This is a genomic window from Pseudazoarcus pumilus, from assembly GCF_002872475.1.
GTDB classification, from domain to species: domain Bacteria; phylum Pseudomonadota; class Gammaproteobacteria; order Burkholderiales; family Rhodocyclaceae; genus Pseudazoarcus; species Pseudazoarcus pumilus.
The window spans coordinates 2,767,707-2,789,736 of record NZ_CP025682.1; the positions used below are offsets into that span (position 1 = coordinate 2,767,707).

Below are 22,030 nucleotides of genomic sequence, written 5' to 3' on the forward strand. Positions count from 1 at the left end.
CGCCGATTATCCGACGAATCGCACCGGCACGTCAGCCCGCGCAAGCGTGCTTCAGGCGAGTGCGGCGAGCCGTTGCGCGTCGAGCGCCGGCATCGGCATGCCGATCAGCCGCGTCCACTCGCGCAAGGCATCGACCGAGTTCGCGACGACCTCGTGCAGGATGTCCGTTTCCAGCTCGATGACCGCCGCGCGCAAATGCATGTTCGCCAGATGCGCGTCGGCCTCGTCCGGGTCGAGCAGGTAGTTGCTGGCGCTGCGCGCCAGACGCACGATGCTGGCAAGCAGATACGGCGTGGAGCCCGGCGCGAAACCGCCGCCCTCGGGGTCACGCTGCCAGTACACGATGTCGGCCGTGGACGTGGGCAGCCCCCAGTCGACCAGCATCACCGCCGCCAGCTCGTGATGGTCGAAACCGAAGACCTCGCGCTCGAGCGGCGCAAGCTCGGTCTTCGCGTAGCGGGCGACGGCCAGCACGCGGGAGTATTCGGCCGGCTGCGCGGTGGCGAAGGCGAGCATGCCGACGTTGCCGAGCAGGCCCAGCGCGAAGGTGTCGTCAGCCGACTGGTGATGCGCCGCCACCGCCAGCGCTTCGGTGAGAATACCCGTGTGCAGCGACCCGGCCCAGAAGCGGTCGTAGTCGAAGGCCTGGCAATCGAGTCGGCGCGACTGGGTGATCAGCGACAGCACCAGCGCGTAGCTGCGGATCGCGTTCAGGCCCAGACGCTGCACCGCGTGCTGCACGCTGGCCGTGCCGCGCATGTTGTAGAAGCGTGCAGCCGAGGCGGCGCGCAGCACGAAGCCGGTCAGCGCCGGGTCGGTCTGGATCACGCGAACGAGGTCTTCGAGCCCGGCATCCGCATCGCGTGCCAGTTCGATGATGCGCAAGGCCGTGCCCTGCGGCGTGGGCAGCGATTCGGCCGCTTCGAGGAAGGCACGGATGTCACCGACGATCTCGTTGCGTGGACGCACCCGCGGATTCATGACGTCGCTCCTGCCGGCTGCGGGCGATAGGCTTCGAGGACATCGGCGACCAGACGATCCATCAGCGGCTCGTCGTCGATCAACAGGGCCTCGCCGCGTTCGAAGCGCCGCGCCAGCTCGCCGCGCGTGAGCGCCAGTGCGCGTGCGCCCTGACGATTGGTAAACAGGAACAGGGTGCGCGCCGGGCTCACCCAGGACAGACGCACGGCGCGGCGCTGCCCCGCTTCGAGCGCGATTTCCACCCAGTCGCCGCGATGCAGCTCGTCCAGTCCGTCGTGCCCGATGGCTTGCGGACTCGCCACGGGAGCGGCAACGGCGGGAGCGGCGGTAGTCGGCGCTTGCATGTCGTTCTTGATGGCCTTGGCGTGGTGACGCACCAGCGCGGCGAAAAAAGCCTCGCGCGCGGCCTCGGGCATGCGCCGGTCATCCAGACCGCGGCGCAGGCGCGCAAGCAAGCCAGGCAACATGCGCACCAGACGCTGTCGCTCCTCGCCACCGCTCTTGGGCTGCACGCTCCACACCAGATCGCGCATGGTCGCCAGTGCGTCCTGCCAGGCGTCACCATCCTCGCCGCCGGCCAGCGCCGCATCGGCCAGCACGGCGCTCCACCAGTCGCGCAACAGGTCGCGCACCGTCACCGGCAGGCGCTCATCGACCACATGCGGGGCGACGCGCGCGGCCGCGATGCCGCGTGCAATCTCCTGCGCCTCACGCGCACTCAGGGCGGTGGTGAGCGTCGCGGCCTTCTCGTCGGCGATGCGATCCTGCTCGGCGAGGAAGGTCTCGAGACGGCGCAGGGCGTCGACGAACGCGCCGAGTTCAGACCCGCCCGCACTCTGAATGCGCTGCACCAGCGGTTCGGCCACGCGGTACAGCGCGCAGTCCGTCGTGACTTCGCCGTCCCAGGTCGCGGCCGCCTGCGCCAACGCATTGATCAGACGCCGTGCGGCATGTTCGCGATTGGAGAAGAAGTCGTGATCGACCAGCGCCAGACGCAGCACCGGCAATTGCAATCGGCCGATCAGCCCTTTCATGGCCTCGGGCACGCGCTCGTCGTCGAAGATCAAGTCGAACAGGGTGGCGACGACGTCGATGACGACGCGGTCGAGCGCACCGACCTGACGCGCCAGCCCCGCATCGAGCAGTGCACGCAGCACATTCATCGTTTCGGCCGCAGCCACATCGACGCAAAAGCGTTCGCCGCCGAGTTCGACTTCGCCCTCGCCGCGCTGCAAGCGCGCGAGCGCATCGAGCACCACCGGGCTGACGTTTCCGCCCTGTGCCCCGACCGGGGGCGAGGCCCCCTGCGACGACGCGGGGGCGACCAGGCGCTTGACGAGGTCGGCCGTAGCGCCGGGGGCAGCTTCGCGGCGCGTCAGGGCCCGCACGCGATCACGCCGGACATGCGGGCGCAGCCGCGGCAACACGCGCCGCTCGTCAAGATATTCGTTGAGCGCGCGGTAGGTCTGCGGCATCGTCGGTGCAAGCAGCCGGGTGGCTTGAATGAACAGCGCTTCGCGCGCCGCGTCGCTGCATTCGAGCGTCCAGCACGCGTGCTTGAGCGCCTCGGCTACGGCCTCCGGGGCGAGCGGATTGCGCATCTCGTCGACCGCGTCCTCGTCGAACATGCGCGCCACGCGCGCCCGCAGCTGGCTCAGCTCATCCTCGCAGGGACTGGCGAGTATATGCCCCTGGGTGCGCACGGCCAGGGATTCGGAGAACACCTTGTCGTCGAGCAGACTCAGCTCGACACGCGTGCCGATGCGCTCTCTGGAGGTTGCCGGCGAGCGTGCCGAACGCGCCATGCGCTCGCGCGACACACGCTGGAAATGCGAAGGGAAGGCCTCGGCCGCGACCGGACCGTGCTGGCGCAGCGTGCGCAAAAGCTCGGAAAACACGTCGCTGCGCAAGGCATCGTAGGTCTCGCGCACGGCGCCCTGGACTTCGCGCAGCAAATGGTCGTGCAGGGCCTCGAGCTGCGCCGCCGTGCGCTCGCCGAGCAGGCGGCTGCACTCGGCCAGCACGGCCGCGTAGGCGCCGACAGAGGGGCGGGCGGGGCTGACAGGAATCGAATCGGCTTCGCTCACGCTGGACTCCGCTGCATGCATTCAGGCAGACCGGCGCAGATGCGCGATTCTCGCGCACGGGCGATCAGTCAATGTATGGTATCGCTGCGCCAACCGATCCGGCACCGTCCTTCCGTCGGCCCGACGAGCGGCCGGACGGGCAACATTCGCACACATTCGTAGTCAAAGCTTGTCCGCGCCAAGAACGCGGCGCGGCACAGGCCGGTGCGAATGCACTAGAATCTGCCCCTTCCCAACGCTGTGCCTGCCATGTTCGACGAACCCGTTGTCGCCGCCTCGACCATCGCCTGGATCGCCTTCGCACTCGGTCTGGTGTTCGGCTATGCCGGCAACCGCTCCAATTTCTGCACCATGGGCGCGGTCTCCGACATCGTGAACATGGGCGACTGGACTCGCATGCGCATGTGGGCCGCGGCCGTCGGCGTGGCCATCCTCGGCACCGCCGCACTGCAGCTGACCGGCGTGCTCGACACCGACGACTCCATCTACACCGGGTCGCGCGTGATCTGGTTCTCCAACCTGCTCGGCGGCGCACTGTTCGGCATCGGCATGACGCTGGCCTCGGGCTGCGGCTCGAAGACGCTGATCCGCATCGGCGGCGGCAACCTCAAATCCCTGATCGTGTTCGTCTTTCTCGGCATATCCGCCTACATGACGATGCGCGGCCTGTTCGGCGTGTGGCGCACGCAGTACATCGACACCATCTCGTTCGAGCTGAGCACCTCGCAGGATCTTCCGTCCATCCTCGCCGGCCTCGGGCTGGCGCGCGAGACGGCGCTGGTGGCGCTGGCCGCGGTCATCGGTGGCGGTCTGCTGGTGTTCACGCTGCTCAGCCGCGAAGCGCGTCAGCTCGAAACCCTGCTCGGCGCGATCGCCATCGGCGCGGTATGCGTCGCCGGCTGGTACGTCACCGCGCACGTGGGCTTCGTCGAGGAACACCCGCGCACGCTCGAACGGGCCTTCATCGGCACCAACAGCGGCCAGGCCGAATCCTTTACCTTCGTCGCACCGGTCGGCTACACGCTGGAACTGTTCATGCTGTGGAGCGACACCAGCCGCATCTTCACCTTCGGCATCGCCGGCGTGCTCGGCGTGATCGCCGGCTCGGCCGTCTATGCGGCCACCTCGCGCACCTGGCGCGTCGAATCCTTCATGGACGCGGGCGATCTGGTACGCCACATCGTCGGCGCCATCCTGATGGGCTTCGGCGGCGTCACTGCCTTCGGCTGCACCATCGGTCAGGGCGTGACCGGCTTCTCGACCCTGGCGGTCGGCTCGCTGCTCACCACCGCCGCGATCATCGCCGGCGCGGCCGTAACCATGAAGGTGCAGTACTGGCTGATGATGCGCGAGGACTGACTCGACCATGCCATCCGGGTTTATGCGCCCCCGAGCTTGACGCCTGCCGGGGCCTTTGGAATAATCGCGGTCTTTCGGCAAACGCCCGGGTCGTTAGCTCAGCTGGTAGAGCAGCGGACTTTTAATCCGTTGGTCGCAGGTTCGATCCCTGCACGACCCACCAACGCCAGTGAAACGCCAGCCCTTCGGGGCTGGCGTTTTGCTTTTCGGCGGGCGTTACTACGCAGATGACCCAAAACTGGCCGTTTTAAGCGTTTGGCATCGCCGTATGCTTGGAACGCTTGCTGTACCTGGTTATCGTCGTTTGATAACCGGACAGCAACCATGCGCAAAACCCCTTCCTACCTCAAAGGCCTCGCTGAAACCCGTGCCAGGGTGGCCGCCGATGTCGCCCGTCTCGAACGGCTCATCGCCGGGGCTTCCGAACAACTCAACGCGTCGCGGCAAGAGCTCGAAGCCTGCGACACCCTCATCCGAAAATTCGATGCACGGCTCGACCCGTCACTGATTCAGTCAGTCAGAGGGTGGCAAGGCCGCTACGGCAAGCGTGGTGCGCTCTCGGAGGCGATTCTCGACTATCTGCGCGACTGCGCACCGGATGCGGTCTCCACGCCGGAGCTGGCACTGCACCTGCAGCACCGCTTCTCCCTGGATTTTGTGCATCCGAAGGAGCTGCAGGCGTGGAAATGCAACACGTTGTTGCGCAGGCTCAAGGACTTCATGGCCCTCGGGCTCGTCGAGCGGTTGCATGAGGTGTCTGACGGGCGCGCGAACAAGGTCGGCTACTGGCGGCTGGTCGGGAACGTGCAGAACATCGACGGCCTCTCCCGACTTGCTGAAGCGGCGGGTGTGGCGGTTGTCTCGAAGCCGCTCAAGGCGACACGGCGCAAGCGGCAACCGCCGGCGGACTAGCGGGGAGGCCGGGCATCCATCCGGCGCCTCGGGTCCGTGCCCTTGGGCGGACCGCTGGCCGGGGCCGGCTGCGGGGCCGGATGAATCAGCTCCACCTTGCGGTGATGGCCGCGCGTGTAACCCTTCCAGAACAGGGACTCACCTACGCTCATCGCCACGTGCAGCGCGAGCTTCAACTGCTTGCCGTTGGGCAGGCGTCGGGTGTCCGAGCGAAACGCGGTCTCCACCGCGTAATCGAGCAGGTACTTGGGTTCGATGTTGAGGTAAATGCCCTTTTCCGCCCGGTCGTAGCGCCAGTTGTACTCTTCGGCCTGGTTGTTGTTCTGACCCTTCGGACCCGAGAACTCCTTCGAGTGTTCCACCGTGCGGTGGTCCATGAAGCGCCGGCCCAGTTCCTGGTAAGCGGGCGAGGTGTCGGTGTTGAGCCAGCTCTCCGGCATGGCGACGAAGTCCTTGAGGATGGCCTCGGCCACAGGTGAGGTCTCCGACAGGCCAACGGCCACACGGGTGGCCACCGCCCCCTTGCCGGGCCGGCCCGAGCGTTTGCGCACCGCAAACAGGATGCGTCGGTCTTTGGGCAGCTTGCGGCCGAACTCCGGGTCGAAGGCACCGGACTCCTTCTTCTTTCGGTTCGCCTTCATCCGGCCGGTCTGCGTGAGCATCATCTCGGTCAGACCCTTTTCCTCGGCGCCCGTCTCCACCGGGCGGCTCACCTGGGGCACGCCCCGCTTCTCTTTCGAGCGGCGTCCTGCCTGATGCGCGCCGTCCATCTCGATGTCGCCCGACAGCAGTCCGACGTTGTAGCCACGCACCAGCCCTTCCCGCATCTTCTGCTGCCACACGAATACCGTGTTGTAGGTGGTGTCCAGATGGCGTTTGAGCTCCAGTGCGGGCTGGCCGGCCGCCGAGTTTATCCACATCAGCATGCCGGTGAGCAGGTCCTTCAGCGGGCGCTTGCGGTGAGCGAAAACGGTGCCCGAGGTGATGCTGAAGGTCTTGCCGCAGAAGGCACACTTCCAGCGATTGTCGTGCCCGCGCCAGTAGTGACGATGCACAGAGCCACAGTGCGGGCACGAGACCGTCTCACGCGAGCCAAAACGGACCTCGACAAGAAACTCATGGCACTGGGCCTCGGTCCAGCCCTGAATCTCGGGGACCGACAGGTCGACCGCTTCACGGGACATGTGCCACTTGGCCGTCTCCGAGGGCTGGCGACGAACTGGTAAGGATTCCTTGGTAGTTGCCCGGTGCCCGCTCATACGGCCTCCTGGAGGAACTTCACGTACAGGACCTCGGGAGCCACGCCTTGTGGCGCATCGGGGTGCGGGGTTGGCGGCTCGGAGAAGGTCAGGAGCCAGCGCGCGAACCCTGTCCGTGCCGGCTCCACGAGCGTATGCATGGCCACGTGGCGAACGCCCTGCGCCATGATGACCTCCGGCACGCACAAGGCCGGGCGTGCGGGCAGCCGGGGCCCGCCGGTGAGCCTCACGGCCGCCGCATGGGCAACAAGCTGTGCGGGGCGGAAGAACGCGGGCCGAAACGCGAATTCGTCGGTGATGACCCGCGCCATCGTGTGCTCCTCGATGCGGGCGCGATACATGCCCCGGTGGCGACCGACCTGGCTGACTTCCATCGCTGCGAGCGTATTGCGCATCTGCCCGTTGGGCGACACGTGCTCAATGATGGCCGAGACCTTTTGCGCAAAGGCGCACCCTTTGGAGGGGGAGTCGACCGGCAGCAGTTCTTCCACCGGAGCGTGGCGGTCCGGGTGCAGACCCAGTGCGATGGCGCGTGCGGCCAGGTCCCAAAGGCTTGCCGACCACCGGGGGTAGTTGGCGAGCAGCACCGGCGTGGAACTGCCGTTGTGCGTCTCGAACAGCACCGTCTTGTACTGGGCGAGCGGCTGCAGCGTCTCGTACCCGATATCGCACCACGCAAGTACGTTGAAACGCGAAGCCCTGGCCACGTCACCGGCATGTATGCTCACGCGCAGCATCAGACGAGCCTCACGTCCCAGGTCTGGGCAAAGAGCGCGCCCTCGACCATCTCGTTGCCGCGCAGGCGAAGGCGCTTGCCGTCGAGCCAGATGAGATGCACGTCGGCCAGCTCGGGTATCAGCGGCTGCTCCAGGCCATCGAGCGCACCGAGCACCTGTGCGCACAGTACCGAACGGTTGAACGGATGCAGCCGGTTCTCGAATACCTTCAGCTCACCGCGTACGACGGGCTGTCTCGCTCTTTCGGCTTTCTCCAAGGGACGGCCCCGGCGATTGATACAATGCACTTCGACTCTCATGACGTCACCTGTGGCGATGGACTCGGGCGTCTAGTGCAGCTCCGTCCATCCTTTTTATGCATTTCGTCACTCCTGATGCCTTTTCTTCATATTTGAAGAAAAGGCGCGCACTGCTGTCGACCATGACCACGCCCATCAACTGGAACCGTGAGGCCCGCCGCTTGCTCAAGGGCGAACTGGCCCGACGCGAAATCGGCTACAAGGCCTTGTCCAGGGCGCTGGAGCGGTTTGGCATCGACGAGGACCCCAAGGTCCTCTCCACCAAAATCAACCGCGGCACCTTCAGCTTTGCCTTCTTCCTGCAATGCATGCGGGCGCTGGACATCGACACGGTTCGGGTCAGGGACGAGTGATTACTTGCGAATCCTCCTGAAGGAGCCGACCACTACGCCGATGATTTCCAGACTGCCCTTGGGGTGGATGGCCGGATAGGCCGGGTTGGCCGCTTCCAGGTAATAGCTGCCTGTCGCCGTGACCTTCAGGGTCTTGACGGTGAGTTCCCCGTCGACGTTGGCAACCACGATGTCGTTGGGCCGAGTCACCGCATTTCGCTCCACCACGACGATGTCGCCCGCAAGCAGGCCGGCACCGGTCATCGAATCGCCTCGCACCTTGCACAGCACGGTCCGGTTCGGGTCGTCGACGAGGTAATCGTCGATGTAGAGGATTTCGATGCCTTCATCAGTCGCAGGCTCGGGCAGGCCGGCGCGCACACTGGCCACCAGCGGCCGGCCGAAGAACTTTCGTGTCGGAGCCAGACGCCGACCAACCCGCTCGATGAATCCCGCCTCCACCAGCCGCCCCACGAGTTCGAACACGCCGCTCTTGCTCTTGAGGCCTACAACCTCGCAGATGCCGGCGTAGCTCGGCAGGCACTGGTTCGCCTTCCAGTAGGTTCGCAGCGCCTCCAGGTGCTTCTCATCGCTCATACCGGCCTCCCGAACGTTCGTTCTTTTTCGGGAACTGTATGGATGTTCAGTACGCCTGTCAATCCGCAGTTGCGGCGAGGCGCACAAACCCGTGCGCACCGCAGCTGCACGGCGCTGGCAGCCATGCCGCATGTACAATCGTGCAAACCAATCCGAGTATGTGCCCGTGTCGCTGACCGCTCACCTGCCCGCCATCATCGCCTCCAAGGGGCGCACCAGCCCTCGTGTTCAGGCCCGCTACCTCGCCATCCTGAAGGAGCTGGACCTGCATGCGTCTGCAGCTCCGGTCTTTGCGGGCCGGCTCTTTGGTGACATCGAGGCGAAGAATCCGGACTGGGAGGGCAAAATCATCGGGGACCTCGACGCAATCCTGAGGCACGCGGACAAAACGGTCGGGCTGCGCAAAGACATCCTCGACCGCATCGAGGGCTACTTGCCGCCGTCAGATGTCATCATTGACCTTGTCGAGTCCCTGATGCCGGGTGGAAAAATCACCGGGGCCAACCTGTCGGATGCAAACCAGGTCTGCCGAAAGTATGTCCAGAAGGGCATCAATCCCCGCTTCGAGCACTTCGTGCGCGACACGCTCGCATCGTACCTACAGCCCAGTGACCACCTTCAGTTCTCTGTCGGGGAGATGGTCGATTTTCTCAAGGACGACTACGACCCGTTCGCCAAGCAGGTGGCCAACGGCCTCATCTCCCGTGCCGGGAACCTGAACGAGAAGATTCTGGAACGCGCCCTCATCAGCGAAGGCATCGGCCCGAAGGGAACGGACTACTCGGTGACCGGCACCAAGTCCTTCGGCGACATGGTGTTCTACTGCAACAAAACGGTGCCTCACAAGCACCTCTATGCCGAAGTCAAAAGCTACGCTGCCCGTGAGCGCCTGCTGCGGGGTCTGCAGGACCTGACGGGTAAAGACGCGGTGGGTGTCGGATTTTTTACGGATGCGACCGAGTTCAATCCGGACCGCACGCAGGACCTCATCAACTCGAACACACTGGCGATTTACATGCCGGACGCGACCTACGATGCGCTGCATGCGGAGAGCAAGGCCCGGCTATCCAAGCGAAACCAGGCCTTTTACCGCAAGCTCTCGACGTTCCCGCCTGACGTGGTGCATTTTACGAAGACGGGCGTACTTCCCTGAGCGTTGCCGCCAGGGCGGCGAGCGCCTCTTGCGGGCGGTCGCGCAGTTCGCACTCATGCACCACGAGCACCCGCCAACCCATCCCTTCCAGCTGCTGGCGCACGGCCTCGTCCCGGCGCCGGTTGCCTGAAAGTTTCTCCCGCCAGAATTCGGTGCGTGTATTGGGAAGCTTGAAGTAGCGGCAATCGTGCATGTGCCAGAAGCACCCGTGCACGAAAACGACCGCATTCCACCTTGGCAGGACGAGGTCTGGTTTGCCCGGCAGTCGCTTGCCGTGCAACCTGTACCGAAAGCCCTGTCCGTGGAGAAACCGGCGAACCAGCAGCTCGGGTTTGGTGTTCTTGCCACGGATGCCGGACATCATCCTGCTGCGAGTGGCGGCATCGACAACGTCTGTCACGGCATCAGGCGGCTACGGCGTCTGCTTTTGATTTGCGGCTCTTGCGGGCGGGCTTGAGCAAGCCCTGCAGGTGGGGCTCCATGTGCCTTGCAATGGCCTCAACGACCGGAACCACCACGCTGTTGCCGAACTGACGATAGGCCTGCGTATCGGACACTGGAATCGGGAACTCGTCCGGGTAGCCCATCAGGCGGGCGCATTCCCGTGGTGTCAGGCGACGGGGACGCATGCCCGGACCCTGGCTGACCAGAATCTCCGAACCATCCTTGTGGTAGCGCGCCGAGAGGGTCCGGGCGGTGTCATCTGGCCCTACAAGGCCGAATCCGAAGCCGTTGCCGGCCGCCTTGTGCTTGGCGGCGTAGGCCTGCAGGTACTCCCAGAGCCGCGGCGTGAGCGTGTATTTGGCAGCGACCTTGCCCTCACCTTCCGTGTACGGGGGCATCGCCGGGTCGTTGCGGCACTCGTGAAGGATTTCCCGCATCTTGGGGCCACTGGCCAGGTCGCGCAGCTTGAGCGCCTGAAAATCGAAGCTGGTCTTGTCTCGGAAGCCCACCATGAAGATGCGCTCCCGGTGCTGGGGCACGAAGTGCTTGGCGTCGATGACCCGGTAGTGCATCTCGTAGCCCAGCTCGTCTTCGAGCGTGCGCTGGATGATTTTGAAGGTGTTGCCCTTGTCGTGGCTTTTCAGGTTCTTGACGTTCTCCAGCAGGATGGCTTCCGGCCGGTGATGCTCGATGATGCGCGCCACGTCGAAGAACAGCGTTCCCTGGGTGTCGCAGGCGAAACCGTGGGCGCGTCCGAGGGCGTTCTTCTTGGATACCCCGGCAATCGAGAACGGCTGGCAGGGGAACCCCGCGAGTAGCACGTTGTGTCGCGGGATGTCCGCGGCGGCCACCTTCGTGATGTCCCCTTCTACCGCATGTTCGTTGCCGAAGCGCGAGATGTAGGTCTGCTGGGCGAACTTGTTCCACTCGCTGGTCCAGACGCACCTGCCGCCGATGGCCTCAAATCCAAGGCGAATGCCTCCGATACCTGCGAAAAGGTCGATGAAGCTGAACGGGGCCATGCAAACACTCTCAAGGTGGGACGCTGTTTCGGGCGGGCATGTTGCAGGCCGCCGGCAGGGGGATAGGATGCCCCGACAGGAGGCATCCGTAAAGGGGAGTCGGACGCAGGAGATGGGCAGCGCGCCAGTGCCTTGTTGCTGATGTATTGATGGAACCGAAATCACCTGCGGTTCAAACGCCAGGGGCCACAAATATAGGTGACACTGGAAGAACTTGTGCAGGGTTCCAGAAAGCAACCGCTTACTGAATTACGACATAGAAGGGTTCAGACTTTCCAACCAGCCGGTTGTCGCTGTTACGTACGACAAACGCTTCAACGAAGTGAATTCCGCGAAACCTCAGTTCTTCAATCCGGCTTGCTCCACGGTTTCCAGCGTAGTAGTCCCCGCGGAGCTGCTTGGCGTTGTAAGCAGCTTCATCAGTATTCGTCACACGCCAATGTACGGTGTATTCCGACGTAAAGGGAAGCCCTACGCCACTCAGCGGCGTGAACTTCAACCAGTACCCAGGCTGAAGCGGTTCCAGCGAAACGGTCTTTCTAATCTCGGGGGAATTTTCTCCAGAATGAAGTGTGGCGCTGAGCTTGACAGTAACCTGACTTGAGGCGGGACGCCACTTGGGGCGCTGCACGTAGGGCAATTTTGGCAGCCTGCTCAAGTCCGCCATGAGGGCGGCCGCGCCATAAGTCTTGAGTCGCTCCACCAAATCGGTAATGGATGCTCCGAATCCTTTGTTGGCAATTGGAGCGCTGACCCGTGCGGATTGCCGAGCCTCCGATTCTCCGAACTTGGCTCCGAACACACGTTGCCACTTCGCAATGCTTTCTTGGCGGTCCGGCTCGTTGAAAGCATCATCAATCCACCCTCGGTACAGGTTTATTTTGTCCCTGAAGTTCGCGTATTGCGTCTCCGTCCATCCGGCACTTTGGTTTTCAGAGGGCAGCTTTGGGTTCGGAACATGTGGCACATAAGGATTGGCCTGCAGCCAATCGTCCAGGCGGCCAACGAGCGTCTTCAAACTCGTCGTTAAATCCGCGAAGTCCTTGCTTTCTCTGTCGTATTCCTGGATTTGATTACCAACCAGTGTCGTGAAGAGAAATGAGGGACAGGTGAAGTTTCCCTTGATATCCCTCAGGTATTTCAGCAGCCTCGTGACTTTCTTCAGGTCGTTCCCGCCCGCAATCCCGTTCTTAGACTTTACCCAGTCCGTGTAGGCGATTGGGGCCGACAGCTCGAAGCTGTCGGTTGTTCGGTTGCATACCTCGTATTGGCCTTCATACGTGCGGTCTCTGACGCACGGGGCGATATCAATGCGACGCTCTCCTGCGTACTCGACGGTGACACAATGGGAATAGCGCCGAATCTTGCCCTGGTAGGCCCCCATCGCCTCCAGACCGTTTGCCAGCTTGTTAATGTAATCGCGTGCGCTCCATCCCTCTTTCGGGCTGACAAACACCAACAGGTCGGCATCGAACTCTTTGTCCGGTAGAGGTTTAATAATTGTTGCGTGCGCCCAAGACCCTTGCTCTCCGAAGCCCATGACGTGAACGCCCCATCCGCAAGAACGGACCGCGGTCTTGATGGCTCCTACGCTTGACTCCAACTGAGTGATTCGCGTTGAGTTCAGATTTACTTGGTCGCTCAGGAAAACCTTGAAGTGGTCGTGCAATTTCACGCTGCGCTCTCCTTATTCAGCACTCGCTGCACTTGGCCAACGAGCTGCTCCGCTGCGGCCCGCGTGCCGTCTTCGTTCTCTTTGCGCAGCAGGTCGTAAATCCAATCGAAGATAAGAGGGTTGTTCGTTCGATGTTGAAAGATGCGGTCCTGCAGGTCCCGCGCTCCGCTTTCAATATCAAGGTCACCATCTCCGCGCAACGCTTTCTCCCAGAGCTCATCAAACGCATCCTTGAGTTGCTGTAGGCTGATGATTGTCTCTATTTGACTCCGGTGCTCGCGAATAACCCAGCCTAGCATTGGGGCGACCGGAACAAATACGGAAAGCACCATATCCCTGAACGCGAGGTTCGTCGCCACGCCAATGACGAACGCAAAGGCCGTGAGCCCGACAGCACCCCACAGCAGGAGCTTCTTGTACACCTTGCGCAGACGAATGTCATAACAGATATTCGCACGCTGACAAATTAACCGCCCATAGACCAGCGGGACACTGGCAACACACGGCTCATACCACGATTTGAGGTGGGACTCACGCTCTGGCCTTAACGGCGTTGCTGCGTATGGCTGAATATCCTCATACTCTGGTTTTCGGCCTGCCACGGATTGGCGCCAGGGAAGACTCAAGACCTCGCAATCGAAGAGCTCCTGGATGGTTGCCGCTTCCTTCATGAGCCGCTTCCGTTGCGGTTCCAGAAAACCAATATCCAAAAGCAGCGTGAAAACCGACATCAAGGCAATAGCTGATATTGCGGGTGTGTGCTCTGATGGAGTCAAAGCACTTGCGAAAGGAAGTATCAAGGCTATTGTGACAAACACCCCTTGCGCAACCTTCGCGTTCCGATACTTACGATAACGCGCACGCTGGAGCCCAATTGCCCAATCATCCGCCTGTCGCTCGGGAATGTCGTTTTGGGGTTGATTAACCACAGCCAGGAATCTCTCCGAAGGTTGGCATTGCTCACCATTATAGTCAGTTGTCGTAGCTATAACTTTTCCGGAGTACGGGGCTGAGTGCAAGACATCAGCGATAGACAGCCAGCTGCTGCGCCTGCTCACCCGTGAGCGTCACATCCGAGAACTGCAGGTACTCGATGAACTTGCTGGTGTCCGAGAAGTGCTTGCGCAGCGTCACCGCCTGACCGGCACCCACCTCCACGGTCAGGTCATCTCCGTCGCGGAAGAAGTTGGCCATGGCCGATTCGATTTCGTGGAACATTACCCGGTCGGCACTACCGCCGGTGTCGAGCACCGTGTCGTGACCGTCGCCGTACAGGAAGTTGTAGATGTCGTCCCCGAGGTTGCCGTAGAGCGTGTCATTACCTGTGCCGCCGAACAGCTCGTCCGCGAGATTGCCTCCGTGCAGGGTGTCATTGCCACCCTCGCCATGCAGGGTGTTCGAGTAGTGATTCACGCCGGAGATGGATTCTCCGGATTCGGTGCCATGCACTTCGAGCGCCAGCAGCGACAGGTCCAGATTGCGCCAGACCGTGCCCGGGGCGGCCTCGAACTCGACCCGCTCGACCTGTCGGCCGTTATTGGGCGAGAACCACTGCTTGAAGGTAACACCGTCAGTGCCGTTGGCGTGCTCGAACACCAGGTCGTTCGAGATGCGCCGCACGGTGAGGTCCGCCGGGTCGATGTTCGGACCAAAGCGCAGGATATCCTCCTGGCCGTTCGGCTGGCCGGTCACCTCGATTTCCTCGATGGTGTCGTGCCCGTCACCGAGGTTGAACAGGTACAGGTCCGCGCGCGAGGTCCCGCGCAGGGTGTCGTTGCCCGTGCCGCCCTCGTAGACGTTGCCGGCGCCCGGGTCCTGATAGCCGGTCGGAGCGTAGGACGTGCGGTAATCGCCTGCGTCATGTGAGCCGGGTACACCGCCGAGCGTGTCGTGTCCGGCTCCGCCGTAGAGGTAGTCCTGGCCCCGGCCGCCATCGAGCGTGTCGTTGCCTTCACCACCGTGCAGTTCATCCTCACCATCGCCGCCGACAAGGATGTCGTTACCCGTGCCCCCGAAGAGCAGGTCATCCCCTGCATACCCGCGAAGCCGGTCATCGCCGGCCCCGCCGTGAAACTCATCCGAAAAGGCATGCGCCCCAATACCGGAAATCGTGTCATTGCCCTCGGTGCCGTGCAGGGTCAGGCCCCATTCGGTGAGTTGCAGGTTTGTCCAGACCGTGCCGTCGGCAAACTCGATGCGCTCGACCTGGTTTTTGCTTGAACCGACCGTCGTGTACCAGTTCTTGAGGGTAATGCCGTCGGTGCCGTTGGCGTGCTCCAGCATCAGGTCCGTGCCTGAACGACGCACACGGATGTCGGCCGGGTCGATGTTCGGACCAAAGCGCAGGATGTCTTCCTGGCCGCCCGGCTGGCCGGTCACCTCGATTTCCTCGATGGTGTCGTGACCGTCGCCGAGATTGAACAGGTAGAGGTCCGCACGCGAGGTGCCTCGCAGGGTGTCGTTGCCGGTGCCGCCCTCATAGACGTTACCGGCGCCTGGGTCCTGGTAGCCGGTCGGCGCGTAGGAAGTGCGATAGTAGCCCGCGTCATGTGAGCCGGGCACACCACCGAGGACATCGTTCCCGGCTCCACCGAACAGGAAGTCGCGGCCACGCCCGCCGTCGAGTACGTCGTTACCTTCGCCGCCCATGAGGTAGTCGTCGCCGTCACCCCCATAGAGAGTGTCATTGCCTGTCTGCCCACTGAGGATGTCATCCCCCGCGTAGCCTGACAGCGTGTCGTCTCCCTCGCCGCCATACAGGACATCGGCCTCATTCGAACCGCGCAGGATGTCATTGCCCCCGTGGCCGTATATTGTGGTGGCCTGGGCGCTGGGTGCCTGCAGGGTCTCGCCGGACTCGGTGCCTTCCATGGTCGGCACTGGTCCGTCTGCGTCGTCAAACAGTGCGGTGATTTCGGCTTCGGTCCAGACACGGTCCCCGGCCTGGGTGTCTTCGGTCAGGCCCAGCGAGACCGTGCCGAGGCGTTTGCTCGTGGTCTGCGGGTCGAACCAGCCCATGATGGTGATGCCCTCGTAGGAGCCCAGAATGCGCACCTGCAGGTCCAGGCCCACCTTGTGGAAACTGACGTCGGACTCCAACAGGTCCGGCACGCCGTGCTCAACCCGGGCGATGAGGCGCAGCTCATCGACACCACCCTGTGTCTGGATGAAGTCCTGTCCGTCGCCCCTGCGGTAGAGGTAGCGGTCATCGCCCACTGAACCAGAGATTCGGTCGTTGCCCGTACCCCCGTCATAGACGTTGCCCGTTGAGCGGCGCTCATCGAGCGACTCATTACCGAGGCCTGCAGCATGGAAGCCAAGCCAGTCGTTACCTGCACCGCCGACCAGCCGGTCTGCGCCCGTGCCACCGTTAAGCACGTCATCTCCGGCACCGCCATACAGGCGGTCCGCGTCATGGCCACCCGAGAGCACGCTGCCGCTCGCAGAGGCAAACATCAGGTCCTTGGTGGCTACACCGACACGCGTTGCCCGAATCTCGGAGACGAGGCCATCGGAGTGCGTGACCCGCAGCGGCTCGGTGACCTGCGAAATTGGATTCTCCGCGTCGAGGAGCATGACTAGGTCGCCCTTGGCGTTCAAGGCGGTGCGCAAGGAAAAGGCCCGTGCCATATCGAGGCGGTAGTCTTCCCGCGACCACATTTCGTGGTTTGGGTCCGCAGCCTCCCCCATCTCCACAGCAATCGGGTGCCCACCACTCAGCGCCTTTCGAACGGCCTGCGATGTCTCGGCCAGTTGGGCGAGTTCCGGGGCACTCTTGTCGGCGAGCAGGGAGGCCTGGGCGTTTTCCAAAGCAGGCTTCAGCGCCTCGATTGAGCCGTAGAGAAATTCACGACCGGTTTCAGACGACAGGGGCACCCCTGTTGCTTCGGACAGCATCGCAAGCAGTGCCTCGGACCGCTGAGTGGACTGATGAGAGGCTGCGCGGAACGCCGCATTTGCCTGTGGTAGCGTCAATCCTTCGAGGAGACTCAAGACAGCCAGTGCATCCACAGAGGTTTCATTGCCGTGCCAGTCTGCCGGATTCCATGACTGCTCAATGGCATAGGGAATGCGCTCTCCGTATTGTGTAAATATCTCATCACTGGCGATAAGCTCGGGACCCTCGTCCGCAAAAGCGTTAATCATCTTGTGGGTGGAAAACTGGGAACCCTGCCCTGCGAGCGAGTCAAAGAGCTGGTCAGAAAACCCTGACCCCTCCCAAAAGCCTGCTCCGTTAAATGAGACCGCCGTGCCAATCTGGTTGGCAAACAGTCTTGCGGCGGCTTGGGTGAGATGTCCGCCAAGGCTCAAACCTGTCACGTCGAAAGGCTGCATACCTTCCGATTCGCTCATAAAAACACCGAGCCCACCTTCTTCTTTGTTGAAAGACTCAAGGCTCAAAGTAACTTCCGTGGTCTCCGCACCTGTGCTGTCTTCGATTATGTGGGCTTCAAGAAGCGGGCGATATTGGATGACATCGGAGCCTTGTACTGCATTGAGGCAAGAGACATAGTTAAACAAGCTGACAATCTGACCGACTGCGCACCCTATCGCCGGGTTGATGACTTCGGCGAAGTTTGTGGCGACCCAGTCTTCGTAGCTCAAGCCCCCGTTCTGACCATCTTCGCTACCGCGGCAAGACAGAATGAGACGACCTGTGCTTTTTTCTCTAAAAACCGTTGCAGAAAACCCCGTGACGTCGTTTGGTTGCTGATGAACCAGCTCGTATTCGTTGACGAAGTTGTTGGCTTGGGAGTCGGAGAACAAGGTCTGGGGGCTAAGTTTCAGCCATTCGGATAGACTACCTGTGTTTTGGTCAGGGCGGACATATGCTGCTTGTGCGACCTGTGCAAGCTGACCCAAAGATACAATAACTGTCATTTCTGCTCCTTGAACTTTTCATAAAGTAATTTACCTGCCACCTGATGAGCATGTTTCAGGCTTCCGTCTTGAGAACGAGGGCAGTGGTCACCTATCCACGGTTTAAAAAAATTGTAGGGACTCCCTGAGCCGCCTTTTCTATACCATCGCTTCCTTGCAATAGCATTTTTCGAGTCGGGGTCAAAATAGACAACTTCTGTTTTTTCAATGCCAAAATGCATCGGCGTGCGCGTTACCACGTGCTCCAAGTCGCTCGTAGATGAGTATCCCGGTGCGAGGATTTCAGCGCCTGCATCCTGACATAGCTTATTGAAATAAATTTTTCCGGGGATGTAGTCCCAAAATGGAACGGCGAGGACGGCCAGCCAGAGAAAGGCGATTGCGACACGTCGCCTGCTTGATGTCTGTATCTCACGGGAGAGATATTTCGTTCCGCGCACCCCAATCAAGAGAAGGATGCTAAAAACAAGAAAGTGGTAACCAATAAATGCTAAGCCGTACATGCATGCTATCCAAAGAGGGTAAGGGAAAAGGTGATATTCGCTTCACAACCTCTTGTATAGGACACACGCTTAAACAAAACTCCCTCTCCGTAGCTGGCCGAGTACCCTGTGGATGCGCCAGTTTCAGGTCGTTAACAAAAAAGAGCGGGCAATGCCCGCTCTTCTTGCTCCTGCCTCACATCCCTGCTGCTCTCGTTGTCATAGCGTGGCTGCGTCGTCCCTCTGCCTGCCTCGAAGGTTGCTTCGGCCTCCTTGAGTTGAGGCGTGCGGCGTGGCTACTGCCGGTGCAATTTACTTTGGGATAGCTCGAAAATTTACTTTGCTTTTGCAGCAAAGAAGGCAGGCTCTTGCACCTGCCTACGGCTCTCGTTGTCGTAGCTTGGCGGCGGGATGCATGGTTACGCCATCAGCCCGTGGCTCCTTAAACTATCGCCAAACGTTCCCGAAAAACGCCCATAAATCGTTGATTAAATGGATAATGGGTCATCTGCGTAGTAACACCCTTTTCGGCCCCCTGTAAGCGCGCGGCCGTTTTGGCACCGTTTTGCGCGCGAATTGTCACTGCCCGGCCCTTCTGCTTGATCCGCGAGTATCGCCCTCGTCGGGGTCACGCGCCGAGATTCAGAACAAGCCCGCCGGCTCGGCGTGCACATCCCAGCTGAAAATAATCACCTCGCGGCGTTCGACTCCGCTGCCGCCACCCACGGTGTAGCGGATGTCCGTCGACTCTATGTGGAATCGGCTGAAGGCCTGGCGGATGTCGGGGTGGTCGTTCAGGGTCACGATCGCCTTGCCGTCGAGCCGACCGAGGAGCTCTGCCATCTCCTCGTATTGCTCGAAGCCGAACTCCACACCGTAGCCCTCGGTTTCCCAGTAGGGCGGGTCCATGAAGAAGAAAGTGTGTGCGCGGTCATAGCGGCGCAGGCACTCCTGCCAGGGCAGGTTCTCGATGTAGGCGCTGGCCATGCGCAGGTGGGCGGCCGAGAGGCTCTCCTCGATGCGCAGCAGGTTCAGGCCGGGTGGTGTGGTCGTGGCGGTGCCGTAGGTCTGTCCCTGCACGCGTGCACCGAAGGCGGACTGCTGCAGATAGTAGAAGCGCGCAGCGCGCTGGATATCGGTGAGCGTCTCGACCGGGGTGTCCTGTAGCCATTTGAACACCTGGCGTGAGGACAGCGCCCACTTGAACTGGCGGACGAACTCCTCAAGGTGACACTTGACCACCCGATACAGATTCACCAGCTCGCCGTTGATGTCGTTGAGCACCTCCACCTCGGCCGGCGCCGGGCGGAGGAAGAAGAGCGCGGCACCACCAGCGAACGGCTCAACGTAGCACTGATGGGCGGGGAAGTGCGGCAGCAGGCGGTCAGCGAGGCGTCGCTTGCCGCCGATCCACGGGATGATGGGGTCGGTCATGGTCGAGTACTCCTTGGGCGGGCGACCTTGTCGCGCGGATTAGGAGGCTCGACGGCCTTCGGATTGTTAAAGAGGTTGAGGTGGCCGCAGCGCGGGCACTTGATCTCGATGTTGCTCGGCTGGCCACGGGCCAGCAGGCGGTGGCAGTTGCCGCAGCGAAGTTCTTTCATTGCAAGCTCTTTGGTGTAGGCTTCGCCCCGCCCTGGTACCTGGGTGGCGGGCCTTGCCGGCTTGCAGACTAGTCCTGCAGGTTCGGGGCGTGGTCGGGTGTTCCCGCACCCGGCCACGTCGCCCGTCTTTCTTTCCCGCTGCCGTTACTCGCCCCCGGCGACCGGCGCTGGGACGAAGATCGGGTCTGGTGGCGGAACGATGATCGGGTCTGGCGTCGGCACGATCACCGGGTCGGGAGGCGGCACGACGACCGGGTCCGGCGCGATGACGGTCGGCGGGTTCACATAGTCATAGCCGTGGTTGGCGGCCTTGCCGACCTCCCGCGCGATACCGATCGCGGCGGCGCCGCCCAGCTTCAGGCCGAGTCCCTGGCCGACCACACCGAGCGCCCGGTCTGCGACGGATGCCCATTCATTGGGGCGAGCCTGCTGGACCTGTGGCGCGCTGGCCGCATCCGGCGCATAGACCTTGAGCGACTGCAGTCCGGTGATGGCCTGCCCCTCGTGTGCGGTGATCTCGACCAGCGGCTTGCGGTTCTGGACTGCGAGCGTCGAGAGCCGTTCCTGAGCCTCGATGTAGCTGCGAAAGTCGCCGCTGTTCGAGCATGCGGCGAGCATGGCCGCGCACAGGCTGACGATGATGGCTTTCATGGGACGTCTCCTTCGCCGGGCCATCCGGCGTCGATGGGGAAGTTCTCGAGGCCGACACGGTTGCCTGTGTCGAGCATGGCGTCCGCCTGTGCCTTGAGGCTGCGGGCGTGCTGATGCAGCGCGTCGGAGTGAGTCGCGAGTGCGGCGAGCATGCCGATGACGCCAGCCGCATCGAGGGTCAGGACGGTGTTGTCGGCGCAGGTCCACGCGACCGTGAACGGCTGACCCCGCGCGAGCGAGGCCTGGGCGGCCGAGGCCGCGCCGGCGATACGGATGGCGCTGGCGACATTGCTGTCGATGATCTTGCCGCCGAACGGAAATCCGCCCTGCTCGCGGCGATCACGCTCGATGTTGATGCGTGAGCGTGTCCGGTCGTGCAGGCGCTCGAGCGGCTCGAGGTCGACGTCAGCGGCCTCGGGTACGCCCCCGTCCTTGACCCACTTCTGGTAAGCGCGCCAGCGGGCGTCGGAGCGATGGGGCGGGATGTGCTTGCCGGTGGAGAGCAGGATGACGCCGCGTTTGGGGTGGAGGCGGTACATCAGGACAGCCTCACACACCGATACACGACCCTTGCCTTAGCATTTGAGCCTGTGTAGGGGTTCCCGCTGATGGCCGACGAATGAATGATTGCCTCGATCTTGAGCGACGAACTGAAGAAGATGGGATCCCCATGACCATCAGCCGACCCCAGAGCAAACGCTGATTCGTTGGTGGCTGAAAGGCCCGGTACCGTAAGCGAGGAGCTTTCCCACACGACACCATCAATCGTGACTCGCACCCTAGCGGACACGACCAGGCCGCCGACGTTGTCCCGGAAAGCAGAAAACCCCAGGAGGTTAATAAACCCCCTTCCTTGGATGTCTACAACAGTCGTAGACCCAGCCCCTCCGGTTTCCCTGGCTGCAATGATTCCAACACTAGCTGGCAAGCCCCCCCCATATGGGGGCTGCATGAATAAGGCAAACCCACTTCCTACGACTTGCCTGCTGTGATTGTGCAGATCTTCCAAATAGTCCAGTTTTCCTGCTCGGGCAGCTGTCCAAACAGCACTACTCAACGCCGTCGTAGCCGGCGCCCTGGTCGACACGTCCGCATCAAGGTGGTCCAGCTTGGCCGCCCGCTCCGCAGTCAGCCGATCCAGCAACGTCTTCAATTTGCCGGGCACGCCGGCGAGCATGGTCCACATGGCGGTCAGCTCCAGCTGGCGCCGGTCACGTTGCCGGCGCTGTCGTAGGTGATGGAATGGGTGCCGATGGCGTCCCAGGTGTCGCCTGAGTCGGCGCTGTACTCGAACAGCGCAGCGGTGACGTTGCCGGCCTCGCCGCCCGTGACGCCCCAGGTGAGCGAGGCGCGGATGCGCTCGGTGCCCTTGGCCCAGGTGAGCGTTTCGGGCTGTTCGGCACTGCCCCCGGCCGGGGCGTAGGACCAGCCGAGCGCCATGCCGCCGACGACCATGTCGCGGATGGCGGCGAGGTTCTCGCGGATGCCCTCGGCGAACTGGGTGATGTTTTCCGTTACCGGATCTGGGCGGGCGGGGTCGAAGTGCGTGTACACG

At 62.4% G+C, this 22,030-nt stretch carries 21 protein-coding genes and 1 tRNA gene; 5 read left to right on the plus strand and 17 right to left on the minus strand.

What is annotated here, in order from left to right; all coding sequences use genetic code 11:
* Positions 1-51: 51 nt before the first annotated feature.
* Positions 52-981, minus strand: coding sequence for an HDOD domain-containing protein (locus tag C0099_RS13470; RefSeq protein WP_102247894.1), 930 nt, complete (start codon positions 979-981; stop codon positions 52-54).
* Positions 978-3,068 carry a DUF1631 family protein gene (locus C0099_RS13475; RefSeq protein WP_164084936.1) on the minus strand — a complete coding sequence of 697 codons (2,091 nt, stop codon included), beginning with the start codon at positions 3,066-3,068 and terminating at the stop codon, positions 978-980. Before C0099_RS13475 ends, C0099_RS13470 begins: the two co-directional genes overlap by 4 nt.
* 249 nt (positions 3,069-3,317) lie before the next feature.
* On the opposite strand from C0099_RS13475, the gene C0099_RS13480 reads away from it, so the two are divergent.
* From C0099_RS13480 to C0099_RS13490, 3 genes are all read left to right on the plus strand, one after another.
* The gene (locus C0099_RS13480) at positions 3,318-4,427 is read left to right on the plus strand and encodes a YeeE/YedE family protein (protein WP_102247896.1); all 1,110 of its coding nucleotides are present in this window, start codon (positions 3,318-3,320) and stop codon (positions 4,425-4,427) included.
* A gap of 87 nt (positions 4,428-4,514) precedes the next feature.
* A tRNA-Lys gene (locus C0099_RS13485) sits at positions 4,515-4,590 on the plus strand.
* Between the two features lie 161 nt (positions 4,591-4,751).
* Positions 4,752-5,339 carry a hypothetical protein gene (locus C0099_RS13490; RefSeq protein ID WP_102247897.1) on the plus strand — a complete coding sequence of 196 codons (588 nt, stop codon included), beginning with the start codon at positions 4,752-4,754 and terminating at the stop codon, positions 5,337-5,339.
* Here the strand turns inward: C0099_RS13490 and C0099_RS13495 are convergent.
* The 3 genes from C0099_RS13495 to C0099_RS13505 form a co-directional block, all read right to left on the minus strand.
* Positions 5,336-6,523 carry an IS1595 family transposase gene (locus C0099_RS13495; protein ID WP_164084937.1) on the minus strand — a complete coding sequence of 396 codons (1,188 nt, stop codon included), beginning with the start codon at positions 6,521-6,523 and terminating at the stop codon, positions 5,336-5,338. The two genes, C0099_RS13490 and C0099_RS13495, sit on opposite strands and share 4 nt — an antisense overlap.
* Positions 6,524-6,594: 71 nt before the next feature.
* Positions 6,595-7,335 carry a hypothetical protein gene (locus C0099_RS13500; RefSeq protein WP_102247899.1) on the minus strand — a complete coding sequence of 247 codons (741 nt, stop codon included), beginning with the start codon at positions 7,333-7,335 and terminating at the stop codon, positions 6,595-6,597.
* On the minus strand, positions 7,335-7,592 hold the full coding sequence (locus C0099_RS13505; protein ID WP_102247900.1) for a hypothetical protein: 258 nt from the start codon (positions 7,590-7,592) through the stop codon (positions 7,335-7,337). Before C0099_RS13505 ends, C0099_RS13500 begins: the two co-directional genes overlap by 1 nt.
* 164 nt (positions 7,593-7,756) lie before the next feature.
* Between C0099_RS13505 and C0099_RS13510 the strand changes: the two genes are divergently transcribed.
* Entirely contained in the window at positions 7,757-7,987 is a 231-nt protein-coding gene (locus tag C0099_RS13510; RefSeq protein ID WP_102247901.1) for a DUF6471 domain-containing protein, read from the plus strand.
* On the opposite strand, the gene C0099_RS13515 is transcribed toward C0099_RS13510, so the two are convergent.
* On the minus strand, positions 7,988-8,563 hold the full coding sequence (locus tag C0099_RS13515; RefSeq protein ID WP_102247902.1) for a LexA family protein: 576 nt from the start codon (positions 8,561-8,563) through the stop codon (positions 7,988-7,990). It abuts the gene before it with no gap.
* 166 nt (positions 8,564-8,729) lie between these two features.
* Here C0099_RS13515 and C0099_RS13520 point away from each other — a divergent pair, with 166 nt between their 5' ends.
* Positions 8,730-9,716, plus strand: a complete 987-nt coding sequence (locus tag C0099_RS13520) for a hypothetical protein (RefSeq protein ID WP_123785272.1) — start codon at positions 8,730-8,732, stop codon at positions 9,714-9,716.
* Here C0099_RS13520 and C0099_RS13525 read toward each other — a convergent pair.
* The 11 genes from C0099_RS13525 to C0099_RS13570 all read right to left on the minus strand — a co-directional run bounded on the left by C0099_RS13525 (position 9,691) and on the right by C0099_RS13570 (position 22,029).
* Positions 9,691-10,116: a very short patch repair endonuclease gene (locus C0099_RS13525; protein ID WP_102247904.1), complete on the minus strand. Its 426-nt coding sequence runs from the start codon at positions 10,114-10,116 to the stop codon at positions 9,691-9,693. The two genes, C0099_RS13520 and C0099_RS13525, sit on opposite strands and share 26 nt — an antisense overlap.
* Before the next feature lie 4 nt (positions 10,117-10,120).
* Positions 10,121-11,182, minus strand: a complete 1,062-nt coding sequence (dcm, locus tag C0099_RS13530) for a DNA (cytosine-5-)-methyltransferase (protein WP_102247905.1) — start codon at positions 11,180-11,182, stop codon at positions 10,121-10,123.
* Positions 11,183-11,423: 241 nt separating this feature from the next.
* Positions 11,424-12,857 (minus strand): SMODS domain-containing nucleotidyltransferase, encoded by a 1,434-nt coding sequence (locus C0099_RS13535; RefSeq protein ID WP_102247906.1) that lies wholly within the window; start codon positions 12,855-12,857, stop codon positions 11,424-11,426.
* Positions 12,854-13,786 carry an S-4TM family putative pore-forming effector gene (locus tag C0099_RS13540; RefSeq protein ID WP_123785273.1) on the minus strand — a complete coding sequence of 311 codons (933 nt, stop codon included), beginning with the start codon at positions 13,784-13,786 and terminating at the stop codon, positions 12,854-12,856. Before C0099_RS13540 ends, C0099_RS13535 begins: the two co-directional genes overlap by 4 nt.
* A 94-nt stretch (positions 13,787-13,880) precedes the next feature.
* A complete protein-coding gene (locus C0099_RS13545) occupies positions 13,881-17,738 on the minus strand; it encodes a calcium-binding protein (RefSeq protein ID WP_123785274.1) in 3,858 nt (1,285 codons plus the stop codon).
* The gene (locus C0099_RS15905) at positions 17,735-18,241 is read right to left on the minus strand and encodes a hypothetical protein (RefSeq protein ID WP_123785275.1); all 507 of its coding nucleotides are present in this window, start codon (positions 18,239-18,241) and stop codon (positions 17,735-17,737) included. The genes C0099_RS13545 and C0099_RS15905 overlap by 4 nt, the downstream gene beginning before the upstream one ends.
* Positions 18,242-18,862: 621 nt before the next feature.
* Positions 18,863-19,654, minus strand: coding sequence for a DNA adenine methylase (locus C0099_RS13550; RefSeq protein WP_102247909.1), 792 nt, complete (start codon positions 19,652-19,654; stop codon positions 18,863-18,865).
* Positions 19,651-19,824 carry a Com family DNA-binding transcriptional regulator gene (locus C0099_RS13555; protein WP_102247910.1) on the minus strand — a complete coding sequence of 58 codons (174 nt, stop codon included), beginning with the start codon at positions 19,822-19,824 and terminating at the stop codon, positions 19,651-19,653. Before C0099_RS13555 ends, C0099_RS13550 begins: the two co-directional genes overlap by 4 nt.
* 144 nt (positions 19,825-19,968) lie before the next feature.
* The gene (locus tag C0099_RS13560; RefSeq protein ID WP_102247911.1) at positions 19,969-20,475 is read right to left on the minus strand and encodes a hypothetical protein; all 507 of its coding nucleotides are present in this window, start codon (positions 20,473-20,475) and stop codon (positions 19,969-19,971) included.
* On the minus strand, positions 20,472-21,014 hold the full coding sequence (locus C0099_RS13565; protein WP_102247912.1) for a DUF4376 domain-containing protein: 543 nt from the start codon (positions 21,012-21,014) through the stop codon (positions 20,472-20,474). Before C0099_RS13565 ends, C0099_RS13560 begins: the two co-directional genes overlap by 4 nt.
* Before the next feature lie 652 nt (positions 21,015-21,666).
* Entirely contained in the window at positions 21,667-22,029 is a 363-nt protein-coding gene (locus C0099_RS13570) for a hypothetical protein (RefSeq protein WP_102247913.1), read from the minus strand.
* Position 22,030: the final 1 nt, after the last annotated feature.

Bases quoted from the DNA above. Each gene is read 5' to 3' on its own strand.
- C0099_RS13470 (WP_102247894.1), bottom strand. From the start codon at position 981: ATGAATCCGCGGGTGCGTCCACGCAACGAGATCGTCGGTGACATCCGT.
- C0099_RS13480 (WP_102247896.1), top strand. From the start codon at position 3,318: ATGTTCGACGAACCCGTTGTCGCCGCCTCGACCATCGCCTGGATCGCC.
- C0099_RS13490 (WP_102247897.1), top strand. From the start codon at position 4,752: ATGCGCAAAACCCCTTCCTACCTCAAAGGCCTCGCTGAAACCCGTGCC.
- C0099_RS13495 (WP_164084937.1), bottom strand. From the start codon at position 6,523: ATGTCCCGTGAAGCGGTCGACCTGTCGGTCCCCGAGATTCAGGGCTGG.
- C0099_RS13500 (WP_102247899.1), bottom strand. From the start codon at position 7,335: ATGCTGCGCGTGAGCATACATGCCGGTGACGTGGCCAGGGCTTCGCGT.
- C0099_RS13510 (WP_102247901.1), top strand. From the start codon at position 7,757: ATGACCACGCCCATCAACTGGAACCGTGAGGCCCGCCGCTTGCTCAAG.
- C0099_RS13515 (WP_102247902.1), bottom strand. From the start codon at position 8,563: ATGAGCGATGAGAAGCACCTGGAGGCGCTGCGAACCTACTGGAAGGCG.
- dcm (WP_102247905.1), bottom strand. From the start codon at position 11,182: ATGGCCCCGTTCAGCTTCATCGACCTTTTCGCAGGTATCGGAGGCATT.
- C0099_RS13545 (WP_123785274.1), bottom strand. From the start codon at position 17,738: ATGACAGTTATTGTATCTTTGGGTCAGCTTGCACAGGTCGCACAAGCA.
- C0099_RS15905 (WP_123785275.1), bottom strand. From the start codon at position 18,241: ATGTACGGCTTAGCATTTATTGGTTACCACTTTCTTGTTTTTAGCATC.
- C0099_RS13550 (WP_102247909.1), bottom strand. From the start codon at position 19,654: ATGACCGACCCCATCATCCCGTGGATCGGCGGCAAGCGACGCCTCGCT.
- C0099_RS13555 (WP_102247910.1), bottom strand. From the start codon at position 19,824: ATGAAAGAACTTCGCTGCGGCAACTGCCACCGCCTGCTGGCCCGTGGC.
- C0099_RS13560 (WP_102247911.1), bottom strand. From the start codon at position 20,475: ATGAAAGCCATCATCGTCAGCCTGTGCGCGGCCATGCTCGCCGCATGC.
- C0099_RS13565 (WP_102247912.1), bottom strand. From the start codon at position 21,014: ATGTACCGCCTCCACCCCAAACGCGGCGTCATCCTGCTCTCCACCGGC.